Here is a 26237-nt window from a genome sequence, read left to right on the forward strand (position 1 = left end):
TAGGCTGAAAAAAATCAACCGGGAAATGAAGTCGAATCGACAATAAGATAGGATGAGAAATAAAAAGGCGAATCAGTTTTACAACTGATTCGCAAAGCGGGTATCAGTGAGCATACCCTCGGAATAGTCTGGAGAACACCAGAACATAAGGTCAAACATGCACATCATTCAGAGTTGCCGCACTTGTAGCACCAAGTGCGGCGACCATGAATTATTCAGCGCTAGACTCTTTCTTCTTATAATAATCGCGCAATACATACCAGGCCTGCTTACGAACACCAGCCTCAGATACCAGACCTTTACGATTATAAAAATCCTGAATGTCGGGCAATGAACGACGCGGCGACCGGAAATCTTTCAGTATCCAGGGGCTTACACCGCGCAACGCCGAAATATTTTCCATCATAGCGATATTTTGTCTGAATACTTCCGCTTGATACTCCTCAGTCCAACGTTCAGTTTTATCACCCAATTTACCTTGTAGTGCATCTGCACCGACCTCGCTCATAATTAGCGGCTTGTTGTATTTTGACGCCCACTTTTGACTTGCACAATTTTCTGGAACTTCGTAATACCAACCACAATAGCTATTGATACCAATCACATCCACAACACTTGCCAGAGGATCATCAATAACCTTGCCATCCTTCGTTGTGGTTTGTGTATCCATCGCCGCAGTTACCAGACGAGTGCTGTCCAGCTCACGGGTTTTATTAATCAAGCCAGAGAGAAAATCAAGACGCTCCTGCTTTACTGGCGTTTCATTGGCAACCGACCAAAGAATAATAGATGCGCGGTTTTTATCGCGTACGATCATTTCTGTTAGTTGTTTTTCTGCTTTGGCGTAAACCGCTTTGTCCTCAAACATCACCGTCCAATAAACCGGAATTTCAGACCACACCAGCAAACCCATTTCATCTGCTATTTTCAGCATGGTTTCGTTATGGGGATAGTGTGCGAGACGCACAAAGTTACAACCCAAGTCTTTTGCCCAGCGCAATAAGGTACGCGCATCATCTTCACTCCAAGCGCGACCGCCGCCATTAAAGGGAGATTCCTCATGGATACTGATGCCGCGCAAGAAAACAGATTTTCCATTTAATTCGATATTCTCGCCTTTAACCGCAACAGTTCTAAAACCAATGCGATCGCGAACCACCTCGCCATTAAAATTGATTTCAACATCGTAGAGTTTTGGGTGCTCGGGGCTCCACAATTGCGGACTGGCAGCCAGGGTTAACTTCGCTTGGCCATCAGCGCTAATCTGCATTTTCTGTTTGATATTTAATTCAGGAATCGATAACAACAGATCACCGTGTTTCGCCTTGAGATTGCCCGCGAGCGTTACACTTGCATTGATCATTTTGGAATTGGCATTGTCGAGCTGCACCGAGTAATCGGCCACATAAGTTCCTGGCAATTCCAAAATCGCTACCGGACGCGTTATACCGCCATAGTTCCACCAGTCCGTGTTTACCGTGGGCACTTGATTGCGCTCGCGACGGTTATCAACTTTTACGACAACAAAGTTTTTCCCATTAACAAGCTTGTCGGAAATATCAAATTGAAATGAAGTAAATCCGCCTTCATGGTCCCCCACTTTTACACCGTTAACATAGACAATTGCCTGATAATTCACCGCGCCAAAATGCACCAGGTAGCGGTGACCGACTTTTTTATTGAGTGAAAAATCTTTGTGATACCACACCGTGCCTTCATAGAGAAATAGTTGACTCTCTTGGGTATTCCAATCACCAGGTACGTGTAATTTGTCGCTAGTAGAAAAATTATATTCAAGTAATTCTGATTTATTTTTTACTTGAGCATTTTTAAAATAGCCATCTTCATGGGGCAAATAACGGTGGTTGTAATAACCATTTTCGTAGGGGTCAATAATGCGATTCCAGTGCCCGTCAAGACTAATTAAATCCCGCGCGTAGGCGTTTTGTACATATACATCCTGCGCATTGGCTTTGCCTACAAAAACAAGTAACGGCAATATCAGGAATGCCACCCATAGGTTCTTATAATTCATAACTAACACCTTTTCTATTATCGTTAAGAATGGCGGTAGGGTTGGCCATTAGCCACCCAGAGCCGCCATAATTATTTTCCCACCCAGGTATCAATAGAGATGTACAACACCTGACATCAAGACCAACAGGCAGCAAAGCAGCAATCTGGCCTTACCACTTTACCATTCATGGATGCTAGCAGTGCCACACCTTGGCAAGCAACAAATATTTCCCGTATTTACACATTTTTATGTTTTCATCCAAAAAAACTTGGTTAGAATGACGCGACCGGTTTTCATTCATAAGATAAATATTTTACTGGTACCAAAACATTCAGTTTGAGGCAGCAAAACGATGGAATTACAGGCAATAAAAACATCTCGCCTTTACGTGCAGGTTGCAGAACAGCTGTCAAAGCTGGTTAGTGACGGCACTATAAAAGCGGGCGAACGCCTCCCTTCAGAGCGGGACTTGGCAGAGAAACTCAATGTCAGCCGCCCCACTATCCGCGAGGCGATGATTGCACTGGAACTATCGGGCATTATTGAAATTCGCACTGGCGCTGGCATTTTTGTCACCCAGAAAAAGCCGCGCCTCACCATTGACGATAAAGGCATAGGGCCGTTTGAGATTCTGGAAATTCGCCATATTCTGGAAGCAGAGGCCTGTGCGTTGGCCGCAAAGAAAATTACCAAGCAGCAAATCAGTGAACTGAAGAAAGCCATTATTGAGATGGAAGAAGAGGAACTGCGCCCCGATAGCTCGGAGAAGGCTGACTGGAAGTTCCACAATATTATTGCAGCGGCTACGCAAAACAGCGCTATCTCCACAGTAGTAAATTGGCTTTGGGAACTGCGTAGCCAATCTGACCTAAGCGCCGCTTTTGCTGCACGTCTGCGCGAGCGAGGCGTTCATCCTTCTATCAAAGACCATAAAGACATAGTGGCCGCACTTGAAAATGGCAACCCCACTGAAGCGCGCGCTGCGATGAAAAGACACATTAAAAATGCTACACAGGATGCGGCGACTTACTTTAATAGTAACGAAGCAAAAAAATAAAAACCTTTTCCCCAAACATAAAAACGCCCACCCTATTACAGGGTGGGCGTTTTTATTTTCCAGTAACAACCCAGGTACACTTTAATACTTACGGCAAGGTCAGCACCAGATTTTTTACGCTGATCGATTTCGCTGCCGAAGCGGTAAAGGTTTCACCGTAGGAAATACTGGTAGTGGTCACGCCGATACTAGCCGTAGTCACCAGATTGGGAGCCTTCACTGTCCAGCTCACCGTTTTGGTTGCACCATCCGCGATAGTGCCGGTGTTTTGGGTTACCGCACCGGATACCAGCGTAAAGCCTGCGGGCAAATTGATTTTTACGTTGACATTGTGCGCATCCAGATCACCGGTATTTTTTACTGCAACCGAGTAAGTGAAATTAAAATTGCGAATCACACTCGCGGGTGCAGTAATCGTATTGGTGAAAGCAGGGCCGCTGGCAAGCGCAAAATTCTCTTCGGTCGCTAAGGTGTATGGCTCGCTGCTGGCACCATCAAACGATGAGCTGTAGGCGTAAACTTTTACAACCGCTTTCTGGCTTGCACTCGCCGCGACTTGATGCACATTGTCCTTCACGGTGGTGTCAGAATCCAACTGCACGTTAGTCGTTTCGGCATAGAGTTTTAAGTCCAGGTCCGACAAGTTGCGGTAAGTGGTTGGTGTTGCGGCATTGTTGTAATCCACATCGCGCTCCCACACCAGCGTTGCTTTATCGCCGTTAAACATATGGCCTTTGTAAAGCTTGTAGCTGCCCGTTTGGTTTTTGGGTTTTACACTGCTGGAGAAATAATCGTTGCGATGGAAGTGGGCGTGCCACAAATCCAGATAGCCCCAACCGTAGGTTTTGTTCCACTCCTTGCCGGTTTTAGCCGTGTCATCGGCAGCGGTATCGGTGTTGTTGTCTTCCCAGGAATCCGCCGTATTGATCAACACTGCTTTGATTGCGCGTGGGTCCCAGTTACCGCCATCCATCAACAATAAAGATGCTGCACCGACTTTAGGTGCCGCCGAGCTGGTGCCACCAAGGTTGGAGTAACCACCTGAGCTGTTGCAGGTCATGGTCTGCTCACCGGGCGCTGCAAGGTCGGGCTTTTTGCGGCCATCGACGGTTGGGCCACGGCTGCTTTCAAACCAGATCACGTCGTCGCTACGGCTAACTGTGTTGTTGTCGAACATATTGGCGACGGTGAGGCCGTTGTAATTATTGCCCGGCACGGTCATGGTGTTAGTGCCAACGCCCTGATTACCGGCTGATTTCGCCCAGGTAGTAGCGTAGTCAAATACCACGCCATCAACAAAGCGTGAGAGCGGATGCCAATCATTCCCCGTGGCATTGCCGTTACCCCAGGAATAGTTGATGACTTCCGGATCATCGCCCGCCGTGCGCAACATCCAATCGGCGCCCGCCATAGTGGTGGCATCATCACCTGCGTTATCGACTAATATCGCGTTCAAGCCAAAGGCGAGACCTTTGTGGGTTGCGTTAGTGCTGGCATACATACAAGCAACGCCCGTCCCGTGATTGCCGTTGGTGGCATAGTTTTCGTAAAAAGTATGGCTTTTAAGTGCATCGTGGGTATCTAACACGCCGGAATCCAGCACGCCCACATCCCACACACCGCCATCAAAACCCGATGCCCACCAGGTATCGGCACCCAATGATTGCACCTGATTGCTCAACTCGGCCTTGCCAGGATTGTTATACACAATTTCTGCGACGCCATTGAGTGCGGCAATTTCTTTTAATGCAGCGACCGGAATTTCTGCGCTAATTGCATTGATAGTCGCGTAATTTTCATGGATTCTTGCGCCGAGACTTTTGATGCGATCTACATAGACCTTTTGCACTTCTGCAACCGCCGCACCTGATTGGCGACCAATTTGCTGGCGCAATTCGCGCATTAATTTTTCACGGGATTCATTCAGCGCGCGGATTTCTTTTTTATCTGCATCGGTTACGTACTGGCTCAACAATTTACTTTGTTCAGCTTCTTTGTCCTGGCCTTCAATTGTATCTTTAGGCAGATATTTGTCGTAAATACCGCGCACACGCGCAGCGAGGGCATCAATTTCACCTTCATATTTTGCATTTAATTCACGGGCGATTTTGCGCTGCGGCTGCTCACCGAACACAATCACTACCGGCAAGGTAGTTTGCTGCGCAGCCAAACGCTCCAACGTTGGGTCGATACGCACTACGGCATCAGGCTTGGTAGTTTCGGTTTTTCTGTCGTCATCGGCATAACTGACGCCAGCTGTAGCCGCTATAGCGATGAGCACAGCGCGGGTGAGAGGTTTAACAAGGGCGTGTTGAATAGAGGAATTATTTGCAGTTTTAATAATAAGATCCTTCCTGAGAAAAAGTGATTAGTCCATCCGGTACAGTTCAGTCCCTGTCACTGGATAAGGCTATTGTGCTGCACCAATGGCGGCATTACCGTGACAAAACACCGGGGCATTTGTGAAAAATTCACATGCGAAAAATGCGGAAAAAACAAAAGCCCCACCGCAACGCGGCAGGGCTTGTGCGAAATTAAGGGGGACGCCTGATTATTTAGTCGAGGAAGATTTACGCGAGAGAAAAAACACACCCAATCCAATGATTAGCATCAGCAGCGCCAGAGACTGCAAACCACCTTCATCATCCCGCACGGCAAACCAATCGCTAACGGCGGGCAAGTCGGATTTAGCAGGTGCTGCGTCCACATCAACATCAGCGAGAGCTTCAGCGACATCCTTGTCGACATCTCCTCCTTGCAGAATCACATAGTCCTTGTGCAAAACCGCGTTGGGGGTAGCATCGACTGCTGCCAGATCCGCATCCATAGGGATCGCCGCAGCACTGGATACTATGGAAAAAGAAATTAACGCGAGGAACATGAGTGAGTGGTTAAGCATTCGCGTAACTCCTTTTTCAGATCGCGCAAACGTGTTTTTGCACTTTGCGTAAACGCTGGTTGTGGTCCTTGTTACAAAGGTGAAGCGGTTCAATAGTAGCCGGGCGCCATGCCATAAATGGCGTAACGCGGTGATACGGGGCTTAAAGCAATTGGGGGAGGCATTATGCCTATAGCGCATCCTTGCAACCCTAAGCTCGTGTCACTGAGCGCAGTCTTATCCCTGGCTTGCGAAACTCCTCGTCCCGCTCGCTTATCCTTGCTGACGCCCTGCTACATTGGTTAAGTTACTGGGTTTTGATGGGAGGATCTGTGAGCTAATGCAGGGGGGATTTGTGATTTATTCACGCATGCTGCTGTGCATCATCGACTGGGTGCATATCTACTCTACTCGCAGGCCTTACAATCGCAGATCAAATAAATCTAATTATAACTAAGGTAGGAGAAGGTGACTTATATCAAAAAAACTCACTATGAATCAGTAGGAACGCGCCTGAGTCATAGTGAGCTAACAATTACCGTGGACGAACTTTAATTTCCGGGTCAGTCTCTTTACCATTCGCTTTGATTCCATATTTATAGGAGATCTCATCTTTTCCTATATTGGTACGATCATCTTTATCCTCTTGAGCAAACACATCTCTCGGTATATCAAGAATTAAAACTCCATCTCTAGCTGAAAGCTTAAACTGCTCGACAGGAGATTTCTCATTCTTAAAAATTATGTCGAATTTCTCAGGCCCAACAAAAATAATTCTTTGACCTGGCGCCACCACTACTGTTTCCACACTTGCTTGAGGATACCCATTTCTGTCGATATAAAGCCCAACCAATGCCGTAGATGTACCTGGCAACACTTCCTCCGTAGTTTTTTTAACGCACTCTACACTTGCACACCCCGATAAGGATAATAAAAAAAAACTTCCATAAACAATTTTTGAAGAAAACATAGAAAACTCCTATTTATTTAAATTAACTTCATCTTTTAAAACACCGTAAAACCTTTTATCCTTTTGTAAAACCTTAAAATAAGGATCTGCAAGAATCAACTTTTCAGAATAGCCATTCAATTTAAGTTTTTTTGACTCATTCACAATATCATTATAATTTTTTTCAGCCACTGCTATTCTCAAACCAACATAGTCAGAAAAATAATAACCAGGATCTAATGCTACCGCCTTATCAAGAGCAACTTTTGCTTCAGCAAAGCCACCAAAATGAGCATAAGCCATAGCCAAATATAAATGTCCAGAAACTCCCGACGGGTTATCAGCAATTTCTTTCTCTGCATAAAACTTAACTCTTTTTCTATAATCATGAGAAAGGTCTTTTTTGCCATCAATAAAATAATAAGCATCAGCAATATCATTTAAATTGCTAACATCTGACGGAGACAAATCGATTGCTTTTTGATAATACTCGACCGCCTTACTAAAAAAACCCAAATAATAATATGCCGTTCCTAAGTTAGAGAATGCCGCACTACTGGGCGACAAAGCCAGCGCTTTTTCAAAAGCAGGAATAGCATTTTCGAAGTCGCCAAGAAACAAATAGGATGCACCCATGTTATTAATAGCCATTACATTATCAGGTGTCAGGTCAAGAACTTTTTTATAATTAAGAATAGCCTCACTATGACGAGCATGCTGAATAAGAAAATAACCATAGCCCTGATAAACCTCCCAATTTTTAGGCTCCCTATTAATTAAATCAATATAGATTTTTTCTGCAGCTGCACTCTCCTGCATCAAATCATAAGTTTTAGCTAAAGCAATGGCAGCCGAAACATTTCTTGCATCTTTTATTATAGCTTTTGTAAGGAAGTTGATTGCATCAGGATAGCGTCCAACATTCCGATAAAATGAACCAACTGCAGCATTAGATTTGGCTGAATCACCATCTAATGATAATGACTCAAGGCAATATTTTTCAGCTCTTTCAATCCAAACAGATAGCAAAGTCAACTCATATTTCAAGCGATAAGCATCGCACAATCCAGAACTGGCCAAAACAAACTTATTATCGTGCACTAAGGCTTGGGAAAACTCCTGAATAGCAGAATCAAAATTTTCTTGCGAAGATTGTTTATTTAAAAACTCCAACCCCCTCAAATAATAATCATAAGCCGTAACATCCCCTGTCAACCTCAACGGCGCAGGCCGAAAATTCTGCAACTCAAATTCATCCGCTAAATACCGCGCAATCTCCCCCACCAACCTATCTTGCAAAATAAAAATATCTTGATAAGTACCATCCAACTTTCCGCCAGCAATTTGCACATTATCTTTGCGACGGAATAAGCGGTAGGCGATGCGTAAATTATCGCCCAAACGCTGCACGCTACCTTCCAATCGGATAGGTGCATGAATACCTTCTTTTGCATCCACGATATACACATCGCGCATATCCGCTAATTGGGAGCGCACAGCTTCGGTTATACCAGCGGAGAAATAATCGGCATCGCCTTTTTCATTCATCAGATTTTGGAAATCGGCGATTTCTACATAATTGGCCGCGTAGCCCGGAACTAACCAGCGGGGGATAAAATAAAAACCGGCGACGATGAAAGCGAGTAAACACACCGTTAATGGGTAGCGGTAGGCGACGATTTTTTTATTGAGGCCGCGCAGGAAATAGAACAGGTGATCGCGCCAGCCGATACCGGAGGGTTTGATTAAGTAGACGCGAATTTTTTGTTCGATATTTTTTAACGCTTGCACACCCAAACGTTTTGCAGGTGATGAGAGAGTGAAGCGGATTTCGTCGTACACGGTTTGCGATATACAAATGCCATCGGCTACGGCGAGAGGTTCAAGGCGCGCAGCAATATTTACGCTATCGCCAAAGACTGCACCATCGCGGAGCATAACTTCGCCTTTGTGCAGGCCGATGCGCGTTTGTAGTGGCGGTAATTTTTTATCGCGCACTTCATTAAACGCTTGCAGGTGTTGCTGGATGGCGATGGCGGCTGCAGTTGCACTGGCGGCGGAATCAAAGCGCGCGAAAATCGCATCGCCGATAAATTCAACCAACTGTCCGTTTTGTTGCTCAATATGGGAAAGCAGAATTTTGCGGTAGTCGCCCAACATTTCTATCGCCATAGCCTCATTGCGCCCCATAAGGCGCGAGTAGCCGACTATGTCGGTGAACATAAGTGTCTGTTCACAATGTTGATTGTGTTCGGCGACCATGATGCAGTCGGCTCTCCGTGCGATAGCGTTTGGTGGTGAAAAAATGATAATCCTTGCCGCTCAAAATAGGGCATAAGTGGCGGCGATTATTGTGTGTTTTAGTGACAATAACAACAAATCAGCAAAAGAGATTCCACGCAGTGAAAAAACGCACAAAATTATGCAAATTTTGGCGCCAACATTAGCCCTGTCACACCTCAAGAGTTATGATGAGCATCACGCCAACATCCATAACAACAGAAGCCACCGCCATGTTAGAGAACGTACGCCTCTTTGCCGATGTGCCACCCGAATATCTCCAACAATTGGAAAAACTCAGTATTCCGCGCCGCTTCCCGAAAAACACGGTGCTGGTCACCGAAGGCGATGAATCGTCGCATTTGTATATTATTCGCAAGGGAACCGCGAGCGCATTTCTGACCAATGAAGATGGCCGCCAGGTGAACCTGAATTACATGCAAGAGGGTGAATATTTTGGTGAGTTGTCGCTGCTGGATGGCCAACCGCGTTCGGCGTCTGTGGTGACTGTGACCGATTGTGAAATGGTATTGGTGCCACGCGCGGGTGTACTGGAGCTGTTAAATAAACATCCGGTATTTGCGATGGTATTGATAACGGAACTTACCCGCCGCGTGCGCGATTTAACTGACAGCGTAAAAGACATGGCACTGCTGGATGTGTACGGCCGCGTAAGCAACGCACTGGAAAAACTCAGCGATGACAATAAACGCATCCACAACCCGAAAGTGACGCATCAGGATATCGCCAATATGGTCGGCTCATCGCGCGAAATGGTTAGCCGAATTATGAAACAATTATTGATTGGCGAATATATCGAGCAATGCCCCGGTTACATTGAAATTAAAAAACAATTGCCGCGTTATTGGTAACTTTTTATTTTCCTATCGTCACTCCCGCGAACGCGGGAGTCCATTTTCGCGAAAGACACACAGCCTATAGATCCCCGCGTTCGCGAGGATGACGACCAACCAGAATAAACAAACCGCATTTAGCAGAACTTCAGCTGTTTCTATTGCAGAATCCCCGCTTTGTTAAATCAATTAAACGCACCCGCCTGCACCAACCAAGCCTTCAATTGCTGCATAGGCATAGCACCAGAAACACGCTGCACTTCTTTACCTCCTTTAAATAAAATCAACGTCGGAATACTGCGAATCCCCCAACTCTGAGCGATGGACGGAACCGCTTCGGTATTGAGTTTGGCGCAGCGCAAGTATGGTTCGGATTGCGCCGCTAATTGTTCAAATACGGGGGCAAAACTTTGACAAGGACCGCACCAGGGGGCCCAGCAATCGACTAGGACTGGAATGTCATTTTTTTCAATCGTGTTGGCGACATTGCCGGGGTTTAACTCCAGCGGCTTACCAACAAAAAGTGGACGTTTGCATTTGCCGCAGCTGGGATTATCGGCCAAGCGCTCGCCCGGCAGGCGATTAGTGGCAAAGCAGTGGGGGCAATTGATTTGGGTAGCGCTCATAGTGATTCCAAATTATCGATTAACAGTGGCATTAAGATGGTCGCTCACAGTGAAATTTTCAAGCCAAATTATTTCGGCACTGCAAAAAAATACAGATAAAAAAGCCCGCCGGTGCAAAGGGGGCACCGGCAGGCAAAAGGGTTACATCAGGGTTTCCAAAAACAATAATGACTACTGACGATTGGCGACAGCTTCCTGTGCAAACTCCCAACCACCGCCGAGGGATTTATACACAGCAACCAAATTCAACAACACTTGCATATCGCTCTGCGCCAATTGCGCACTCACATTCAATTGCGAACGCTCGGCATCCAACACGGTTAAAAAATCGCTACTGCCCACTTCAAAACGTTTGCGCGCAAAAAACGCTGCCTGATTACTCGCATTCAATGCGCGCTGCAAATCAATGCGCCGCTCTTCTTCGCGGGAAAAATTTTGCAGGGCATTGTCGGTTTCTTCCAAAGCGACCAGCACTTGCTGTTCAAACTCGGCAATGCGCGCTTGTGTGCGTGCGTCAGCCGCGTCGATTTGTGCATCTACCCTTCCGAGATTAAATGCCGCCCACTGAATGCGTGGCGAAAATGAAAAGGTATCGGTACCGCTATTGCCAAGGCGAGTCCAATCAGTCGATAAATAACCCAGTCCACCCGAAAAAGTTACACTGGGATACATATCAGCAACGCGGATATTGTATTCCGCTACTGCACCGGCGAGGGCTTGCTCTGCGCGGCGAACATCAGGGCGACGCTTTAATAAATCTGCAGGATTGCCCACTGCAAAAGAAGCGGGAATTTCCGGCAGGGATTTCACCTGCGTCAACGCGGTTTTTAATTCCGCAGTGGGTTTACCGGTTAGTACACCGATGCGATTCAATGCAACGTTCACCTGCGCATGTAAAGTGGGAATACTGGAGCGCGTTAATTCCAACTGCGATTCTGCACGCGCCACATCCAATTGGTCGCCCCGCCCTACCTCAAGAAAACGCTGGGTGAGCTGCAAGGTTTCCTGTTGGTTAAGTACATTGCGCAGTGCGACATCCAACAAATATTGGTTGCCGCGCAAACTGATGTAGGCACTGGCCACTTCAGCAGCAATACTCACTTGTGCTGCTTGTAAATCGGCTTCTCGCGCAGCGAGCTGTGCCTTGGATAATTTCACCCCGTTGCGCACGCGGCCAAAAATATCCAACTCCCAACTTGCATCAAAACCGGCTTGATAAGATTCACTGATACGCGAGTCAACATCACCCACCACATCAGCACTTTGTTTCTGCCGCGTACCACTCGCACCGGCTTCCACAGTAGGGTAGCGATCCAATTTGCTATTGCGTAAGAGCGCGCGCGATTCTGCGAGCGATGCCTGTGCAATACGCACAGAATGGTTTTGCTGCAATGAATCTGTAATTAATTGATTGAGTTGCTCATCATTTAATTGCGACCACCAGGCCGCCACCGGTTGTTGCTGATCCATGCCTTGCTGTAACTCAAATGCCGCAGGTGCAGCTGGCACATTGGCCAGCGCACGTGAATTTTCTACCGATTTAAATCCGCTACAAGCGCTGATAACCAAGGGCAACAATGCCAGGCTAAACAGTTTGATTAATTGTTGCTGTTTCATACTTGCACCTCTTTGTGATCAAGAGCTGATTGATGTGAATGCGGCTCATTTGAATGCAATTGGTTCTCTAATTTTTCTGCAGCTACTTTTTCTGCAACCGCATAGCTGCGTTTGCCTTCCAATTTGCGCAGTAATACATAGAACATAGGCGTGAAGAACAAACCAAAGAAAGTCACACCCAGCATGCCGGAGAAAACCGCAATCCCCATAACGCTGCGCATTTCCGAACCTGCACCAGTGGAGAACACCATCGGCAATACACCCATAATGAACGCGAAGGATGTCATCAAGATCGGACGCAAACGCATACGACTGGCAGTAATCGCTGCTTGATAAGTTGCCATGCCACGCATTTCCAATTCGCGCGCGAATTCAACAATCAGGATCGCGTTTTTACTCGCGAGCCCTGCGAGCACAAACAAACTGATTTGTGTGAAGATATTGTTGTCGCCATTAGTAATCCACACACCAAAGAGCGCAGACAAAATCGACAGCGGAACAATCGTTACTACCACCAGAGGCAGAGCCAAGCTTTCGTACTGTGCAGCTAGCACTAAAAACACCAACAACAAACACAGCGGCAAAATATAAATTGCAGTGTTGCCTGCAAGCACTTCCTGATAAGTCAAATCCGTCCATTCGTACACAATGCCTGAGGGCAACACTTCATCCAGAATTTCGTCGATCGCATCCTGCGCTTGACCGCTGGAATAACCGGGTGCAGCGTTACCATTAATATCTGCAGCCAAATAACCGTTGTAATGTGCTGCGCTTTCCGGACCGTAACTTTCTTCCATAGTCAGTACTGAACCCAGCGGCACCATATCGCCCTGCGCATTGCGCACTTTTAAATTGAGCGCGTCTGCCGGTGTGTTGCGATATTCCGCATCTGCCTGGGCGATAACTTGATAGGTGCGTCCGAATTGGTTGAAATCATTGACATAGAGCGAACCCAAATAGATTTGCATAGTGTCAAAAATTTCTTTTACATTCAGGCCAAGTTGTTTGGCTTTGGTGCGGTCCACATCGGCATACAATTGCGGCACATTAATTTTGTAGTTGGAAAATACACTCGCCAACTCAGGGCGCTGCATGGCTTTTTGTTGCACCTGCGCAACCACTTCCGCTAATTTTTCATAACCGAAACCAGCGCGATCTTCGATCTGCAATTTAAATCCACCAGTAGTACCCAAACCGCGTACCGGTGGTGGTGGGAACACCGCAATAAAGGCTTCCTCAACACCGGCAAATTTCATTTGCAGTTTTTGTGAAATAGCCGCTGCAGACAATTCTTTGCCTTTGCGCTCTTCAAACGGTTTTAAGGTTAAGAACACAATACCGGCGCTGGAGCTGTTGGTGAAACCGTTAATGCTCAAACCGGGAAATTGCACCGCACTTTCTACGCCCGCTTCTGCCAAACCAATTTCACCCATTTCACGGATAACCTGCTCAGTACGAGACAAGGTTGCACCATCAGGTAGTTGTGCAAAGGCAATCAAGTATTGTTTATCCTGCGCGGGAACAAACCCTTTGGGGATAATATTGAAACCTACCGCGGTAATGCCGAGCAGCAAGGCGTAAACGCCAATCGCCAAAGTTTTGCGACCCAATAATTTACCCACTTTGCCAGAATAATTACCGGATGCACGATTGAAGCTACGATTGAACCAGGCAAAAAAGCGGCCGAACAACTTATCCATAATGCGCGTTAAACGGTCTTTCGGTGCGTCGTGACTTTTTAGTAAGAGTGCGGCCAGAGCAGGGCTTAAGGTCAATGAGTTGATTGCGGATATCACCGTTGATATTGCAATCGTCAACGCAAACTGCTGATAGAATTGACCAGTCAAGCCGCTCACAAATGCAATGGGAACAAACACCGCCACCAGCGTCAGCGATATCGCAATAATTGGCCCACTCACTTCTTGCATCGCTTTATAGGTTGCCGCAAGTGGCGTTAAACCTTCTTCAATATTCCGCTCAACGTTTTCCACTACGACAATCGCATCATCTACCACAATACCAATCGCCAATACCAAACCAAATAATGACAAGGTATTAATGGAGAAACCAAATGCCCACATCAGCGAGAAAGTACCAATGATCGATACCGGAACAGCGAGCAAGGGAATAATTGACGCGCGCCAGGTTTGCAAAAACAACACTACGACCACAACGACCAACGCCAAGGCTTCAAGCAGGGTTATAATTACGGCTTTGATCGAACTTTTTACGAAAATCGTCGGATCGTACACCACTTCATATTCAACACCTTGGGGAAAACGCTCAGACAATTCCGCCATGGTAGAACGCACTGCATCGGAAATCTGGATCGCATTGGCACCGGGTGATTGGAAAATAGGGATAGCCACTGCAGGGCGACTATCGAGCATCGCATTCAAACTGTATTCCGATGGCCCCATCTCCACGCGCGCAACATCTTTCAACCGCGTAATTTCACCTGTGCTTCCCGCGCGAATAATAATTTCGCCAAACTCTTCCGGATTATCCAAACGGCCTTTGGCATTAATTGGCAATTGCACATCGACCAAATCAGTAACCGGTGCACCACCAATCATACCGGCGGCCACTTGCACGTTTTGCTCGCGGATTGCATTGACTACATCATTGGCAGTGAGATTTTTCTCGGCAATTTTTTCCGGATTCAACCAGATGCGCATCGCGTAATCGCCCGAGCCAAATAAACGCACCTGGCCGACACCGGCAACTTTGGCAAGCTCATCTTTAATATTCATCAAGGCATAGTTGCGCAAATAAAGTTCGTCGTAACTTTTGTCCGGCGAAATTAAATGCACCACCATGGTTAAATCAGGTGAACTTTTTACCACAGTCACGCCGCGTTGACGGGTGACATCAGGCAACCGCGGCAGCGCTTGCGATACACGGTTTTGCACCATTTGTTGTGCAAGATCGACATCCGTACCGATTTTAAAGGTGACTGTCAGCGTTAAACGGCCATCGGTGGTCGCTTGCGAAAACATGTACAGCATATTTTCCGTGCCGGCCAATTGCTCTTCCAACGGTGTTGCAACAGTCTCTGCAATCACTTTCGGGTTGGCGCCAGGGTATGACGCATTGACCACTACCGAAGGCGGTGACACATCCGGATATTCCGAGATGGGCAATTGAAACATTGCGAGTAAACCGGCGATAAAAATCAGTAACGAAATTACGCCGGCAAAAATGGGACGATCCACAAAAAATTTGGATATGTTCATGATAAGCCTGCTTGCATGGCTGCAAAAAAGTAGAAATAAAAATAAGCACTAGATCAAAAGTAACAGACGTGTTTAGAGACTGCTGGTGCATGGCACCAGCAATACTCGTTATACAAACACTATCGGTTGTGGTACTGAACTGTACCGGGGTATACGGAGGTGCACCTAGTGATTGGATGCAACCGCTGTTGCACTAATCGCTTGGGTTACACTGGGGTTGACCGTGCTATTCGGTCGTACATGAGACAAACCATTGACGATAATTTTATCGCCGGCATTGACGCCCGCCAGTATCACGCGCTGCCCTTGGTAATGTTCACCCAGGGTAATCTCGTGATAGGTAGCGGTATTTTTTTCATCAACGACTAATACAAATTTTTTGCTTTGGTTGGTACCAATTGCACGCTCGGGAACTAATAGCGCCTGAATTTTTTCCGCTGACCCCAAACGCACATTGGCAAACATTCCCGCCGTCAAGGCACCATCCTTATTATCAAAAATGGCGCGGGCACGGATGGTGCCGCTGTTGGTATCCAAGCGGTTATCGAACGCGGAAATATTGCCGTTGTAGGTCACGCTACTGTCGCTCGCGAGAATTAATTCCACCGGCATATCTTGCGTATTTTTGGTGTTGCGCACGAACTGGATGTAAGTGGCTTCATCCACATTAAATTCCGCATAGAGTTTGTCGTTAGCAACTATTTGTGTCAGCAGTGGCGCATTTGCACCTGCCTCAACGACGTTGCCAGTCGTTAACTCTGCACGACCAACACGGCCGCTAATCGGCGCACTGATATGTGCATATTCCAAATCAAGTTTTGCCTGGCTCAGTGCCGCTTCCGCTTGTTTTACATCGGCCTGCGCCACTTGATGGGTACTCAACGCGGAATCATAAATACTTTGCGACACCAGTTTGGCAGCGATCAATTGCTGCGCGCGATTCAATTCATCTTGCGCTAGCTTTGCGCGGGATTGTGCCGTCGCCAACTGCGCCTGGGCACGCTGCACAGAAGCTTGATGCGGACGCGGGTCAATCACAAATAACGGCTGGCCTTTTTTCACTTGCTGGCCTTCCGTAAACAGCACTTGCTGGATGGTACCGCTCACCAGCGGTTTGATAGCTGCACTCTCAACCGGAGCCAAACGGCCAGAAAAACTGGCCCAGGTGCGGATCTCTTGCGGCTCCAGTACCACCACATCGACCGCCGGGGCGGGCGGTACGGCAGCAGGTGTTGCAGCATCAACACCGGACACGTAATAAAAACCCACAATACCTGCCAGTATGGCCGCAGCCGTGTATTGGTAAGCCTTGCGGGGAAAAGCAGATGGATTAGCGCTATTCATGGGAATCTCCTGGTATTCGTTAGCAAATAAATGACTATTTGAAACTCCTTGGAGGGGTCTAAATCGGCATTTGTGAAAATCATACATACCGGTTGGTATGCTGGTCAAGAATAATTTTTGCGTTGCTTTCACAATCATCCCTTTCGGACGCATTAAAAAGCCATAAAATCCAGCAAAATCAACAAGCTTTGTAGATTGCAGGTTTTTACACCATTGGGTATGTTGCACCTAAAACAGGCTAGCCCCTATAAATGACCGATTGAAAAACATACCGGCCGGTATCATAATAACCATAACCTTTGTACGAGAACCCGCGTCATGAGCCCCACAGATACCCGCACACTGCTACTGGAAACCGCGCTGAACCTGATCTGGAACAGCAATTACAATTCCGTGGGCGTTAATGAAATCTGCAAGCAGGCGGGCGTCACCAAAGGGAGCTTTTACCACCACTTTGAATCCAAGGCAGAATTGTTTTGCGAAGCAACGACCCATCACTGGGATCACATTCGTCAGGATCTGGATTGCATCCTCTCGCCGATCAACACCCCACTCGAACAATTGGAAAATTGGATCCAATTTATTTACATCAACAAAGTGGGTGAAGACAAAGATAATGTACCCGGCTGCGCGTTGTTTAGTGCAGGAATGCAAATTGGCTGCGGTGAAACACGCATCACCGAAACACTGCAACTAATGACTGAACGCGGTGCTAAATACAATCAGGCGCTGGTGCGCAGTTTGTTGAATGGCAATTATTTAAATGGGGCACAGGAAAAGGATATAGAACAGATTGCGCGCCTGATGCAACAGTATGTGCAAGGTGCGATTAGCCACGCACAGGTGACGCGCAATATCGACAATGTGAAACTGGATTTACCGCAAGGGATTTATCGTTTGATTGGGTTAAAACCGGAATTTTGGTATAGCGCGAAACCGACTTGGCCGCGCAGCGAGGCGACGGCTTAACAGCATCATTGAATGATAAACTCTTAACAATGCCAGCTGCTGTTACAGCTGGCATTGTTTGATCACGATTTAAGTTTAGTTAGTTAGTCTTCCATTCATCACCATCCAGCACACCATCCTCATCGCGATCAATCCCCATCCGTAAACCCGTACCTGGTGGTGCACAAGTAAAGGTTAAGGTATTGCCACGAATTGCAGCCAGTTGATAGATAGCACTCGCATTTATTGGTTTTGTCCGTGCTTTGTCAGCAATAAAATTACCATCATCATTCATAACTGCCGCAAATGATTTACCGAAAACATGACCTTTCACAATCAAATCACATTCCGGACGCGGGTTTTTTACAAAAGCACGCGCCATCAATAATTCCAGCCTTTCGCGGCTAGCTGGACGCATATAATTTTTGTAGTCAAGCGTTAATTGCTGACCAACAATCGGAGCCATCTCACCCACCATTCCCAAGACGTAATCAACAACATTTTCGCGATCTTCAGGTGTCTCGAATTGAAATAAATTAAATTCGAGTGTAAGAAATTGACTTACGGTATCAATAGTTCCATCACCCTGATAGCCAAAACCGCGAATTTGTTCACCAGTATGTTCGTAGCCATCTTGCGGGTTGCCAGTACTGCCAAACATACCCACCTTTTGATACAGATTACGTAAATGTGGCGTCTTGAAATTTTCTGCCAAACCATCACCTTCCACTGCCATTAAACTTGATGAACCAAATTTTCCGCTAGCGTAATCGACGGTATGGCAGTCATTACAGCTCATCAACCCCGGGCCCGTACTTAAAAAATTAAAGAAGGTATTTTCACCAGCGGATTGAGATGCTGTTAATGCATTATCGAGACGGCGAATGGGGCTTGGTGGATAAGTTAACTGTAAAGAAAAGTCGGTAAATTTCTGCATCTGCTCGTCGGTTAATGGCTCTGCCCTACCCAACAAGCCGGTAAACGCTACATTAAAATCCTCGTAGGATTGCTCTTCAATAGACTCATCAGCGTCGCGGGTTTCGCCGGTGCGATCACCCCGCCAATGCATAGGTCCGTTGCCCGCTATACCACGTAGACTTTGGGTGGTCATAGGCCCTTTCATCGGATTGAAAAAAGGTTTGGTAAATTCGGGAAACATTTCAAATAGTGGAACATAACGTGCCGGGTTACTTTTAGTAAAACTATCCGGATTGCCAAGATCCCAAGCAAGATGGTCCATATCACCAAAAATGTGGCACCCAGCACAGGATGAATCGCCGCGACTGGACGTTAGATTGGCGTCGTACAAAAATGCCCTGCCGTTAACAATGGAATCAGGCTCAGGATTAAACAGGGCTAATTTGGCAATTTCGCGTTGATTTTTGGTGTTAATCATCGTCACCGAATTATCAAAACGGGTCATCACAAATAGACGATTGTTAGCGTCATCCAGAACCAAACCGCTAGGCCCTCCACCGCTCAATTGGATTTGGGCATCTGCACTAGGAGTAAATGAATCCCGATCCAATGCGTTAGTTTTATAAACACCAATTTTTTGTGAGCCAAACCCTGCCACATACAATGTTTTGCCGCTATCTGATATCACCATTTCAAGCGGAGTGGCGATACTTAAAGCACGCTCGGCATCGGTGCCTATATCTTTATCATAGGATTTAATATGCTTATTCAAATGTCGAGGTTTCACGACACCATCCTCAATGACAGTAATTCTGCTTTGCACAAAATTACCGCGCACTGTTGTTGAATTCGTGCCTGGACCTTCAAAGCGAATATGATTACGTGCGTCGGTGTTGGAAATATAAAGGTTATTACTTTTAGGATTTACAACCATATTAAATAATGTTGTACCAACACCTTTATACTCAGTAATTTTTTCAGGTATTTTTGCATTCGCATCAATAACAAACACATCGTTATCAGGCAGCGAAAAACGCACGCGATCATTCCATTTTTTTGGAGCCTCCCCCGTTAATGGATTGCCTGCATCAAGCCAATCTTGACCGTTAAATTTTACGATTAAGCCTGTTGGCACCGCTGGCTCACCCGCGGTAGTCATGTGAGGTGAAGGTTTTGCCAACCCACCATTGGGAAGATCGCCTTGCAGCACCGTCGTCTGGTTGCCCGAATTAAATACCGCGGCATAAACACGTGAGCCATCTTTATTAACAGCAAGAGCACGCGGTGTATCACCGAACAAATTTAAAATAGTCAGTGGCTTACCGCCAATACCGTTACCCGTGTCATTAGCATCAAATACCCAAACGTCTGCACGACCAATACCGGCCGTTTTCAACTGCGGATCAATCGGAGAGTTTTGTCCTCTGTGTGCGGTGGTGATAAACGCACGGCTTTTATTTTTCCCGGCAAAGACCAAATCGCGCGGTTCATCGCCAACCAATAAGGTTTTTACTACACGCGGACTATGATCATCAAGGCTCACAATACTGATACTGTCGGATAGATGATTCACTACCCAAACCTCTTTCTTGTTGCGCACAGCCACAGCGACCGGCTCCATACCTACTGGAACCGAATGAAGTAGAGTCAAGCGATCATCCTCTACACGCAAAATTTCCAAACGGTTGTCTGGAGTATTCACTGCGAAAACGAGGGACTTATCAGCAGACATAGCCAATGGCCGTACTTGTCCGCTTTCAAATGCAACAAACGATGAATTTGCCGAAGCAACATTAAATGGAGCAAAAACTGATAATAAAACGGGAACTACTGCTGCATTAAATACAGCCTTAACTTTTTTGGAGATGCGCATGTCAAAACCCTGCCTTGGCTATTGATTATAAAAAATTAAATTTAAGTGATTACACTTTCCTTGCGTGCTTAATCACCGCTTGCGTCCACTTCTCGCGTTGCTCCGGGCTTGATCCGCGCAGAGGTCCGAAAGAACTGATTTTTATTGGCTTGATGCCACACCATTCAAGAATGGTAATTTTCATCTGATTGTGCCCTGGCATTTTGTAGATCCAGCGGTAGTACCAAGGCGGCGTGTCCATAGTGACAATCAAATGGGCACTTCTTCCTGCTAACAATCTGTCCCACCACACAGAATTCTTGCGATAACTAAACGCGTATCCCGGCAAAAATGTTCTATCAAAAAAACCTTTTAACAGGGCTGGTATAGACCCCCACCAAATGGGATAAACAAATACCAAGTGCGAAGCCCAGAGTATTGCTTCACGTATAGTCACCAGATCCGGTTCCAACTCCTGCCGCTGGTTATGTCCGTGGTGGAGTATTGGATCAAAATTGGCATCTCCCAACTTAAACAGTCTTACGTCGTGCCCCTCTTCTGTGGCGGCTTTTACGTAATATTCGGCTAATGAAGCGCAGTAACTGTTTGAATCTGGATGGCCAACAATCACCACAATATTTTTTTTCATGAATACTCACCTGCGTTGACATTACCCGCTTCAAAAGTTGGATTGGATAGCGGTGGTTTTTCCTTGCGCATAAACCAGGGAGCCAACATTGAGATAAGAAAAATAGACATAAAACCACTGATAGTAAGCGCCAGTGCGACCAAGCCACCCAAATAAGCAATAGGTTTGAATTGCGATAACAATAAAGTGAGGAAGCCTAAGGAGAACAACGCAACGTTAAAAACAATTGACGATCCTGAGTGGCGAATTGCATACAAAAGGGATTCATCAATACTGGCATTTGTCGTTGCCAAATGGTCTTTCACCCGATGCAAGTAATGCACGGAATAATCCACAATACCAACCACAATAAATGAAATCAGCGCAGTGCCAATATTCAACTCAATTCCTAGAATTGCCATGATGCCATAATAGCTAACCATAGTAGCTGCCAGTGGTAATGCCGTAAGCAGACCCAGTTTAGGCGAGCGCATCCACAGCATAAGCACCACACAGATCGAGCTGAAAGCTAACACAAAACTAGTGAACTGGCCTTTAATAATTTCGTGTAACACGCCTGTCCATATCACCGGCGTACCCGCCACTTGAACGTTCACATTTGCCGGTTTGTTCTGCGCAAGCCACGCATCCAGATTATTCAACAAGGTTTGATATTCAGTAGCACGCGTCGTATTCATAGTAAATAAAACTGCAGCCTTGGAAAAATCGCGCGTCAGTACGTTATTTAGATCGCTACCACCGCCATTTTCATAAAGCAGAACTAATTGCGATACCAAATCATCACCGTGAATTGTCTCACTAATTTCCTGATTGGTCTCAGGATCTATCGAAGTCACTGTTTCGGTACGATTAGGCAAGCGATTAAATTCCGGATTCATATCATGCAATGCAAGGTTCATGCGCTTGATATAAGTTGCAATCGAATAGGTGTAAGTAACATTTTCCTGAGTCAATAAAAATTTATCCAACTTATCAATAAAGGCTACCGTGTCCGTATTCAATATTGCGTTTGGCTCGCTACCGGCAATCTCCACCCAGCCAGGGCTTGTACCGGCTATGTGCGAATTGACAAACTCATCGGATTTCCGGAATTCATTCGTCGCAGAGAAATAATCCGACCCAGCATCTTCAACCACAATTTTGGTCGCCATGAAGCCCAATCCAAGCATAAATAACGTAAAGGTAAGCAGTGATGCCTTACGGTGTTTGATCAAACTACCGAAAAACGCCTCAAGTGCCGAACCCAGACGTTCCCGTCCGGATGCTTTGGATGAACCAATTTTGCTTTTTGCTTTAGTGAGATTTAACCAGGCAGGAATCAACAATAAGGAAATTATTTGGGCGGAAAATAAACCTACCGCCATAAAAATGCCGAACGATTGAATACTGGAGATATTAGTCGATGTAGAAAATACGAACCCGGCAACCGTGGTAACAGTGGTTAATACAATCGGTGAGAACATAGCTCGCAGGGATTTCTTAACAGCTTCTTTCGGGGTCAGGCCAGAATTATGTTGGGTGTAGTATTCATTCATCATATGAATAGCATCAGCACCGCAAATAGTAATCAGGAACACGGGCAACGCGCTGGTGACTAAATCCATAGGTACACGAAATAAACTCATCATGCCCAGAGTCCAGATTGTACACATCACCACATTTAGCATAGGCAGTACAAATCCCATTGGCCTGCGAAAAAAAACGACCAGAATGCCCCCGACGATGAGCAAGACCATTGGGAGCAAAGTCGCCAAATCGTTATCGGTTAACTTTTTTTGCTCCGCAATAAAAATAGGTACGCCTGCAATGTAAACATCATCCTTAAATTCAGGGTGACGAGCGCGATAGTCATCGACCAAATGCTTAATTGCTTCATAAGCGCGCACCTGGCCGTCGGCATCATCTTGTTTAACAAATAATTCAACCGTGATCATGGTGGATTTATTATCAGCAGAATACACGCTGTTGAGCATTAGCTCATTGCCCATCACTTCCTGTTTGATTTGCTCGGCAGGAACGATTTTGTTGTGCAGACTTTTGAAAATTTTAAGCGTACCATCCTGGGTAATAATATTGTCCGACGCTGCCAAGCCTGCCATCTCTTTAATCGGGTTCAACCGACGTGGCAAATAATTAACAAATGCTTTTTCAGCGTGCGACAAAGGCAGGGTTTTACTCAGCGCCATTAGTTGATCTGCAGCAAAAAAATCACTTTGTGCAAAACCATCTTTAAGGATGTCAGTAGCCAATTTTTTAAATTCGGGATTGGCCTCACCATACTTGCCAGCCAGTGCACTGAGATAATCAGCATCGCCTTGGGTGGCAAGCATCAGCTTGCGCGATGACTGGGTCAGCTCGTAAACCGCATCCAAGGTGATACGATTAAAAATATCCTGCTCGTTGTGAATCACAATCATGGCGGCATCAAACGTACCGCTAAATTCTTGCTGCATATCCAGAATAGATTTTCGTGCAGGATGTGTCTCTGGCAATAAATAAGGGTTGCTGTCATTGGTTAAATTACCTAACTGAGCAGCAAAAAACACTGTTATTGAAAACAGTATTAATAAAATCGCCTTAGCCCAGCGATCAACGAATTTTAGGTAGGTTTCCACTTTTCACTCCTGTCTTCATAATATTTTGTTGGAACAAGACGTCATCCAAACCTACGTCATAACTTACATCACTAAAAATAAGATCTGATGCGCGGTTATTTACCAAATCACGCATTTCACTGTGGGTCACCGTCCAGATGTTTTGAATAATTTCCATTTTTTTCGCCTGAAATTCTTTAAATGGAATTCCTTTCGCATCGAAATACACTTGCTTTATCACTACAAACGATTCTTTATCGACCCACACATGAATTTTGTGGTAACCAGTGCGGTTAATCACCTCCAGCGATGCAGGAATTCGTTCAATCAGATAACTGGCGCGTTCATTTATGGTTTCTTCACCAAGGATTTTTTGTTGGTAATCCGTGATGCGTAATTTATCCAAATCGATATAGGAAAATTGGCTACCCATAAAAGATCCACGTTTATCAGTAGCGGCAATACGGCGCACTTGGCGAAAGGCGGGCAAATACATCCATTGATCGTCTTCCCTGGCAGCGGCTTCGTCGTAATTAATACTTTGCAAAACCACACCTTTAACATCGGCAGGCTCAGTGAAACTCAAGGTGAGCTTGTCATCTTTACCGTAATCTTTTTGCAGGAATAACAGATTGCGTGTACGTGCTGACCCATTTTTTTCTTTTAATACCAAGCTGGCTTTGGCGTAGTTGTCGGCGCCATCAGCGCGGTTACGTACCTTACTTAATATGTCATCAGCGGTTAATTCAGCAGTATGCGCAACTGATGAAATAATCAGTAACACGCCGATGCCAACTAATTTTCGGGAAAACATTACCATCTCCTTTGTGAGTCACACGATATGAAAAAAAATAATTAAATTAAAAATTGCGCTGCACTTTTAGCCAGACACGGTCTTTGCTTTCAAATTGGCCAAATACGCCGCCGACAACACCGCTAAACCAATCTGCGCCGAGCGAGTAGGCCCAACGATCGTCGGGGCGCCAGGTAGTTCTTATTTGCAATAGCTGTTCATTGCTCTCTTCAATAAAGCGTGCGATTGCAATACGCGAATCCAAACGGCCGGAAAAGGATTGACCAGTGGCTGAGAAAGTGACCAATGGTTGATGTTCCACGACACTAAGCTCTGAGTTCCAGTTATCAATGTAACGATCATTAGCCTGAGCGGAAAACAACCAATCGCGCCAGCTATAATCAATTCCCACTAACGCATTAACGGTTGTCTGTTCGATCAGCCCACCCGCTGCATCAAGAATTCCAAGCATATAAAAGCTGTCAGGAATTACTGCCACTTCCGAGCGCAATACAAAACCGTTTCCCAGTGCGTATGCCGATGCAGCACCAAGCATTGTTTGACGATGATATTCAGGCTGCAAATTGGCGATAATGTTGCTCTCATCATCTAACGCATACATTTGTCGATACACGGGATTATCATCCCAGCCATACAACGCAAAAAAATTGAGATCAATTCCGGAAAAACTGCGTGCGAGCTGCATCCCGAACTCACCATTATTAAAACTGCGGCCGGGTTGGTCCTCTTGTAGCAGGGTAAACATTTGAAGCAGTGCAGGATCAAGCGTTGTGTATTCGTATTCGCTTCCCGGCTTAGCAAAATCGTTAGGTTCAAAAAACGGGATATATAGTGTTTGCAGAGACCAATCAGCCAAATAATATTCGCCCTTCAACATCAAAACCGGTTTGCGATAATCATTTAAATCCGGCAAGACAAAATCGCGGTAATCCAGCGGGTTTACCAGATCGACTACACGCAGGTTATCGGCCTTACCCCAGACTACTTGTTGTAAACCGAAGCTGATATTCCAATCACGAATGTCTTTTGCGATGTAGAGCTCTCGCCAATCGGCACTCCACTCATAGGCATCGCGCGCTGACTCGCTGTATTCGCTACTGTTGTAAGCATCATTCCAACGTGCACGCCCCTCGCCCGTGAGAGAGTACTGAGCAGTATCCTGCGTAAACTTGAGGATAAAGTCACCGCCCTGCTCACTGAAGTCTGGTTCTGCACCGTCGATATGTGCAGCGAGATTTAGCCCGACAGCAGCATCCCACTCGATCTCTTGCGCATTTATCGATAACGACAAACTTGTAATACATGCGACTAACGCTCTTAAACACCACATGTAAAACCACCATCGATAGTAAAGCTTTGAGCGGTAATACTGCTCGCCTCATTTGAGGCCAAAAATAGAATCAGGTTTGCAACATCCTCGCTTTTAGTTAGGCGCTTAAGTGGAATTTTCTTTTTGGCATTGCGCAGCATTTGCTCTGGATCAACCCCAATTTTTTCTGCATTCAGCGCAATTTCATTGCGCAACATGGTTGTGTCAACCCAAGCAGGCAAGACAGCATTTACAGTGATTTTTCGTGGGGCAACGAAACTGTAGAAAAACGCGT

General features: G+C 46.0%; 18 protein-coding genes. 3 read left to right on the forward strand and 15 right to left on the reverse strand.

The window, feature by feature from the left end; translation table 11 throughout:
- Positions 1-211 precede the first annotated feature (211 nt).
- Entirely contained in the window at positions 212-2035 is a 1824-nt protein-coding gene (locus tag B4E62_RS05095; RefSeq protein ID WP_331351325.1) for a glycoside hydrolase family 2 protein, read from the reverse strand.
- A 334-nt stretch (positions 2036-2369) separates the two neighbouring features.
- Between B4E62_RS05095 and B4E62_RS05100 the strand changes: the two genes are divergently transcribed.
- Complete coding sequence (locus B4E62_RS05100; RefSeq protein WP_310073075.1) at positions 2370-3074, forward strand: FadR/GntR family transcriptional regulator; 705 nt, start codon at positions 2370-2372, stop codon at positions 3072-3074.
- Between the two features lie 88 nt (positions 3075-3162).
- Here B4E62_RS05100 and B4E62_RS05105 read toward each other — a convergent pair whose 3' ends face one another.
- The 4 genes from B4E62_RS05105 to B4E62_RS05120 form a co-directional block, all read right to left on the reverse strand.
- A complete protein-coding gene (locus tag B4E62_RS05105; protein ID WP_331351326.1) occupies positions 3163-5355 on the reverse strand; it encodes a S8 family serine peptidase in 2193 nt (730 codons plus the stop codon).
- Between the two features lie 270 nt (positions 5356-5625).
- Positions 5626-5973 carry a hypothetical protein gene (locus tag B4E62_RS05110; protein ID WP_331351327.1) on the reverse strand — a complete coding sequence of 116 codons (348 nt, stop codon included), beginning with the start codon at positions 5971-5973 and terminating at the stop codon, positions 5626-5628.
- A gap of 514 nt (positions 5974-6487) precedes the next feature.
- Positions 6488-6922, reverse strand: a complete 435-nt coding sequence (locus B4E62_RS05115) for a hypothetical protein (protein WP_331351328.1) — start codon at positions 6920-6922, stop codon at positions 6488-6490.
- Between the two features lie 9 nt (positions 6923-6931).
- The gene (locus B4E62_RS05120; protein WP_331351329.1) at positions 6932-9163 is read right to left on the reverse strand and encodes a tetratricopeptide repeat protein; all 2232 of its coding nucleotides are present in this window, start codon (positions 9161-9163) and stop codon (positions 6932-6934) included.
- A 251-nt stretch (positions 9164-9414) separates the two neighbouring features.
- Between B4E62_RS05120 and B4E62_RS05125 the strand changes: the two genes are divergently transcribed.
- Positions 9415-10053: a Crp/Fnr family transcriptional regulator gene (locus B4E62_RS05125; protein ID WP_310073091.1), complete on the forward strand. Its 639-nt coding sequence runs from the start codon at positions 9415-9417 to the stop codon at positions 10051-10053.
- Between the two features lie 167 nt (positions 10054-10220).
- Here B4E62_RS05125 and trxC read toward each other — a convergent pair whose 3' ends face one another.
- The 4 genes from trxC to B4E62_RS05145 all read right to left on the reverse strand — a co-directional run bounded on the left by trxC (position 10221) and on the right by B4E62_RS05145 (position 16858).
- On the reverse strand, positions 10221-10661 hold the full coding sequence (gene trxC / locus B4E62_RS05130) for a thioredoxin TrxC (protein WP_331351330.1): 441 nt from the start codon (positions 10659-10661) through the stop codon (positions 10221-10223).
- Between the two features lie 171 nt (positions 10662-10832).
- Entirely contained in the window at positions 10833-12278 is a 1446-nt protein-coding gene (locus B4E62_RS05135; RefSeq protein ID WP_331351331.1) for an efflux transporter outer membrane subunit, read from the reverse strand.
- Positions 12275-15514 (reverse strand): multidrug efflux RND transporter permease subunit, encoded by a 3240-nt coding sequence (locus B4E62_RS05140; RefSeq protein ID WP_331351332.1) that lies wholly within the window; start codon positions 15512-15514, stop codon positions 12275-12277. Before B4E62_RS05140 ends, B4E62_RS05135 begins: the two co-directional genes overlap by 4 nt.
- 165 nt (positions 15515-15679) lie before the next feature.
- On the reverse strand, positions 15680-16858 hold the full coding sequence (locus tag B4E62_RS05145; RefSeq protein ID WP_331351333.1) for an efflux RND transporter periplasmic adaptor subunit: 1179 nt from the start codon (positions 16856-16858) through the stop codon (positions 15680-15682).
- A gap of 318 nt (positions 16859-17176) precedes the next feature.
- On the opposite strand from B4E62_RS05145, the gene B4E62_RS05150 reads away from it, so the two are divergent.
- The gene (locus B4E62_RS05150) at positions 17177-17827 is read left to right on the forward strand and encodes a TetR/AcrR family transcriptional regulator (RefSeq protein WP_331351334.1); all 651 of its coding nucleotides are present in this window, start codon (positions 17177-17179) and stop codon (positions 17825-17827) included.
- 79 nt (positions 17828-17906) lie between these two features.
- Here the strand turns inward: B4E62_RS05150 and B4E62_RS05155 are convergent, their stop codons facing one another.
- From B4E62_RS05155 to B4E62_RS05180, 6 genes are all read right to left on the reverse strand, one after another.
- On the reverse strand, positions 17907-20597 hold the full coding sequence (locus tag B4E62_RS05155) for a hypothetical protein (protein WP_331351335.1): 2691 nt from the start codon (positions 20595-20597) through the stop codon (positions 17907-17909).
- Positions 20598-20646: 49 nt separating this feature from the next.
- On the reverse strand, positions 20647-21225 hold the full coding sequence (locus B4E62_RS05160; RefSeq protein ID WP_331351336.1) for an NAD(P)H-dependent oxidoreductase: 579 nt from the start codon (positions 21223-21225) through the stop codon (positions 20647-20649).
- Positions 21222-23840: an efflux RND transporter permease subunit gene (locus B4E62_RS05165; protein WP_331351337.1), complete on the reverse strand. Its 2619-nt coding sequence runs from the start codon at positions 23838-23840 to the stop codon at positions 21222-21224. The genes B4E62_RS05160 and B4E62_RS05165 overlap by 4 nt, the downstream gene beginning before the upstream one ends.
- On the reverse strand, positions 23815-24633 hold the full coding sequence (locus tag B4E62_RS05170) for an outer membrane lipoprotein-sorting protein (protein ID WP_331351338.1): 819 nt from the start codon (positions 24631-24633) through the stop codon (positions 23815-23817). The genes B4E62_RS05165 and B4E62_RS05170 overlap by 26 nt, the downstream gene beginning before the upstream one ends.
- Before the next feature lie 46 nt (positions 24634-24679).
- On the reverse strand, positions 24680-25963 hold the full coding sequence (locus tag B4E62_RS05175; protein WP_331351339.1) for a hypothetical protein: 1284 nt from the start codon (positions 25961-25963) through the stop codon (positions 24680-24682).
- Positions 25951-26237, reverse strand: a 287-nt coding sequence (locus B4E62_RS05180; RefSeq protein ID WP_331351340.1) for an SDR family oxidoreductase, incomplete at its 5' end; no start/stop codon positions are given. The genes B4E62_RS05180 and B4E62_RS05175, both read right to left, overlap by 13 nt.

This window comes from Cellvibrio sp. UBA7671, from assembly GCA_002483145.1.
Taxonomy (GTDB): Bacteria; Pseudomonadota; Gammaproteobacteria; order Pseudomonadales; family Cellvibrionaceae; genus Cellvibrio; species Cellvibrio fibrivorans.

Bases quoted from the DNA above. Each gene is read 5' to 3' on its own strand.
- B4E62_RS05095 (WP_331351325.1), bottom strand. From the start codon at position 2,035: ATGAATTATAAGAACCTATGGGTGGCATTCCTGATATTGCCGTTACTT.
- B4E62_RS05100 (WP_310073075.1), top strand. From the start codon at position 2,370: ATGGAATTACAGGCAATAAAAACATCTCGCCTTTACGTGCAGGTTGCA.
- B4E62_RS05110 (WP_331351327.1), bottom strand. From the start codon at position 5,973: ATGCTTAACCACTCACTCATGTTCCTCGCGTTAATTTCTTTTTCCATA.
- B4E62_RS05115 (WP_331351328.1), bottom strand. From the start codon at position 6,922: ATGTTTTCTTCAAAAATTGTTTATGGAAGTTTTTTTTTATTATCCTTA.
- B4E62_RS05120 (WP_331351329.1), bottom strand. From the start codon at position 9,163: ATGGTCGCCGAACACAATCAACATTGTGAACAGACACTTATGTTCACC.
- B4E62_RS05125 (WP_310073091.1), top strand. From the start codon at position 9,415: ATGTTAGAGAACGTACGCCTCTTTGCCGATGTGCCACCCGAATATCTC.
- trxC (WP_331351330.1), bottom strand. From the start codon at position 10,661: ATGAGCGCTACCCAAATCAATTGCCCCCACTGCTTTGCCACTAATCGC.
- B4E62_RS05135 (WP_331351331.1), bottom strand. From the start codon at position 12,278: ATGAAACAGCAACAATTAATCAAACTGTTTAGCCTGGCATTGTTGCCC.
- B4E62_RS05140 (WP_331351332.1), bottom strand. From the start codon at position 15,514: ATGAACATATCCAAATTTTTTGTGGATCGTCCCATTTTTGCCGGCGTA.
- B4E62_RS05145 (WP_331351333.1), bottom strand. From the start codon at position 16,858: ATGAATAGCGCTAATCCATCTGCTTTTCCCCGCAAGGCTTACCAATAC.
- B4E62_RS05150 (WP_331351334.1), top strand. From the start codon at position 17,177: ATGAGCCCCACAGATACCCGCACACTGCTACTGGAAACCGCGCTGAAC.
- B4E62_RS05155 (WP_331351335.1), bottom strand. From the start codon at position 20,597: ATGCGCATCTCCAAAAAAGTTAAGGCTGTATTTAATGCAGCAGTAGTT.
- B4E62_RS05160 (WP_331351336.1), bottom strand. From the start codon at position 21,225: ATGAAAAAAAATATTGTGGTGATTGTTGGCCATCCAGATTCAAACAGT.
- B4E62_RS05170 (WP_331351338.1), bottom strand. From the start codon at position 24,633: ATGTTTTCCCGAAAATTAGTTGGCATCGGCGTGTTACTGATTATTTCA.
- B4E62_RS05175 (WP_331351339.1), bottom strand. From the start codon at position 25,963: ATGTGGTGTTTAAGAGCGTTAGTCGCATGTATTACAAGTTTGTCGTTA.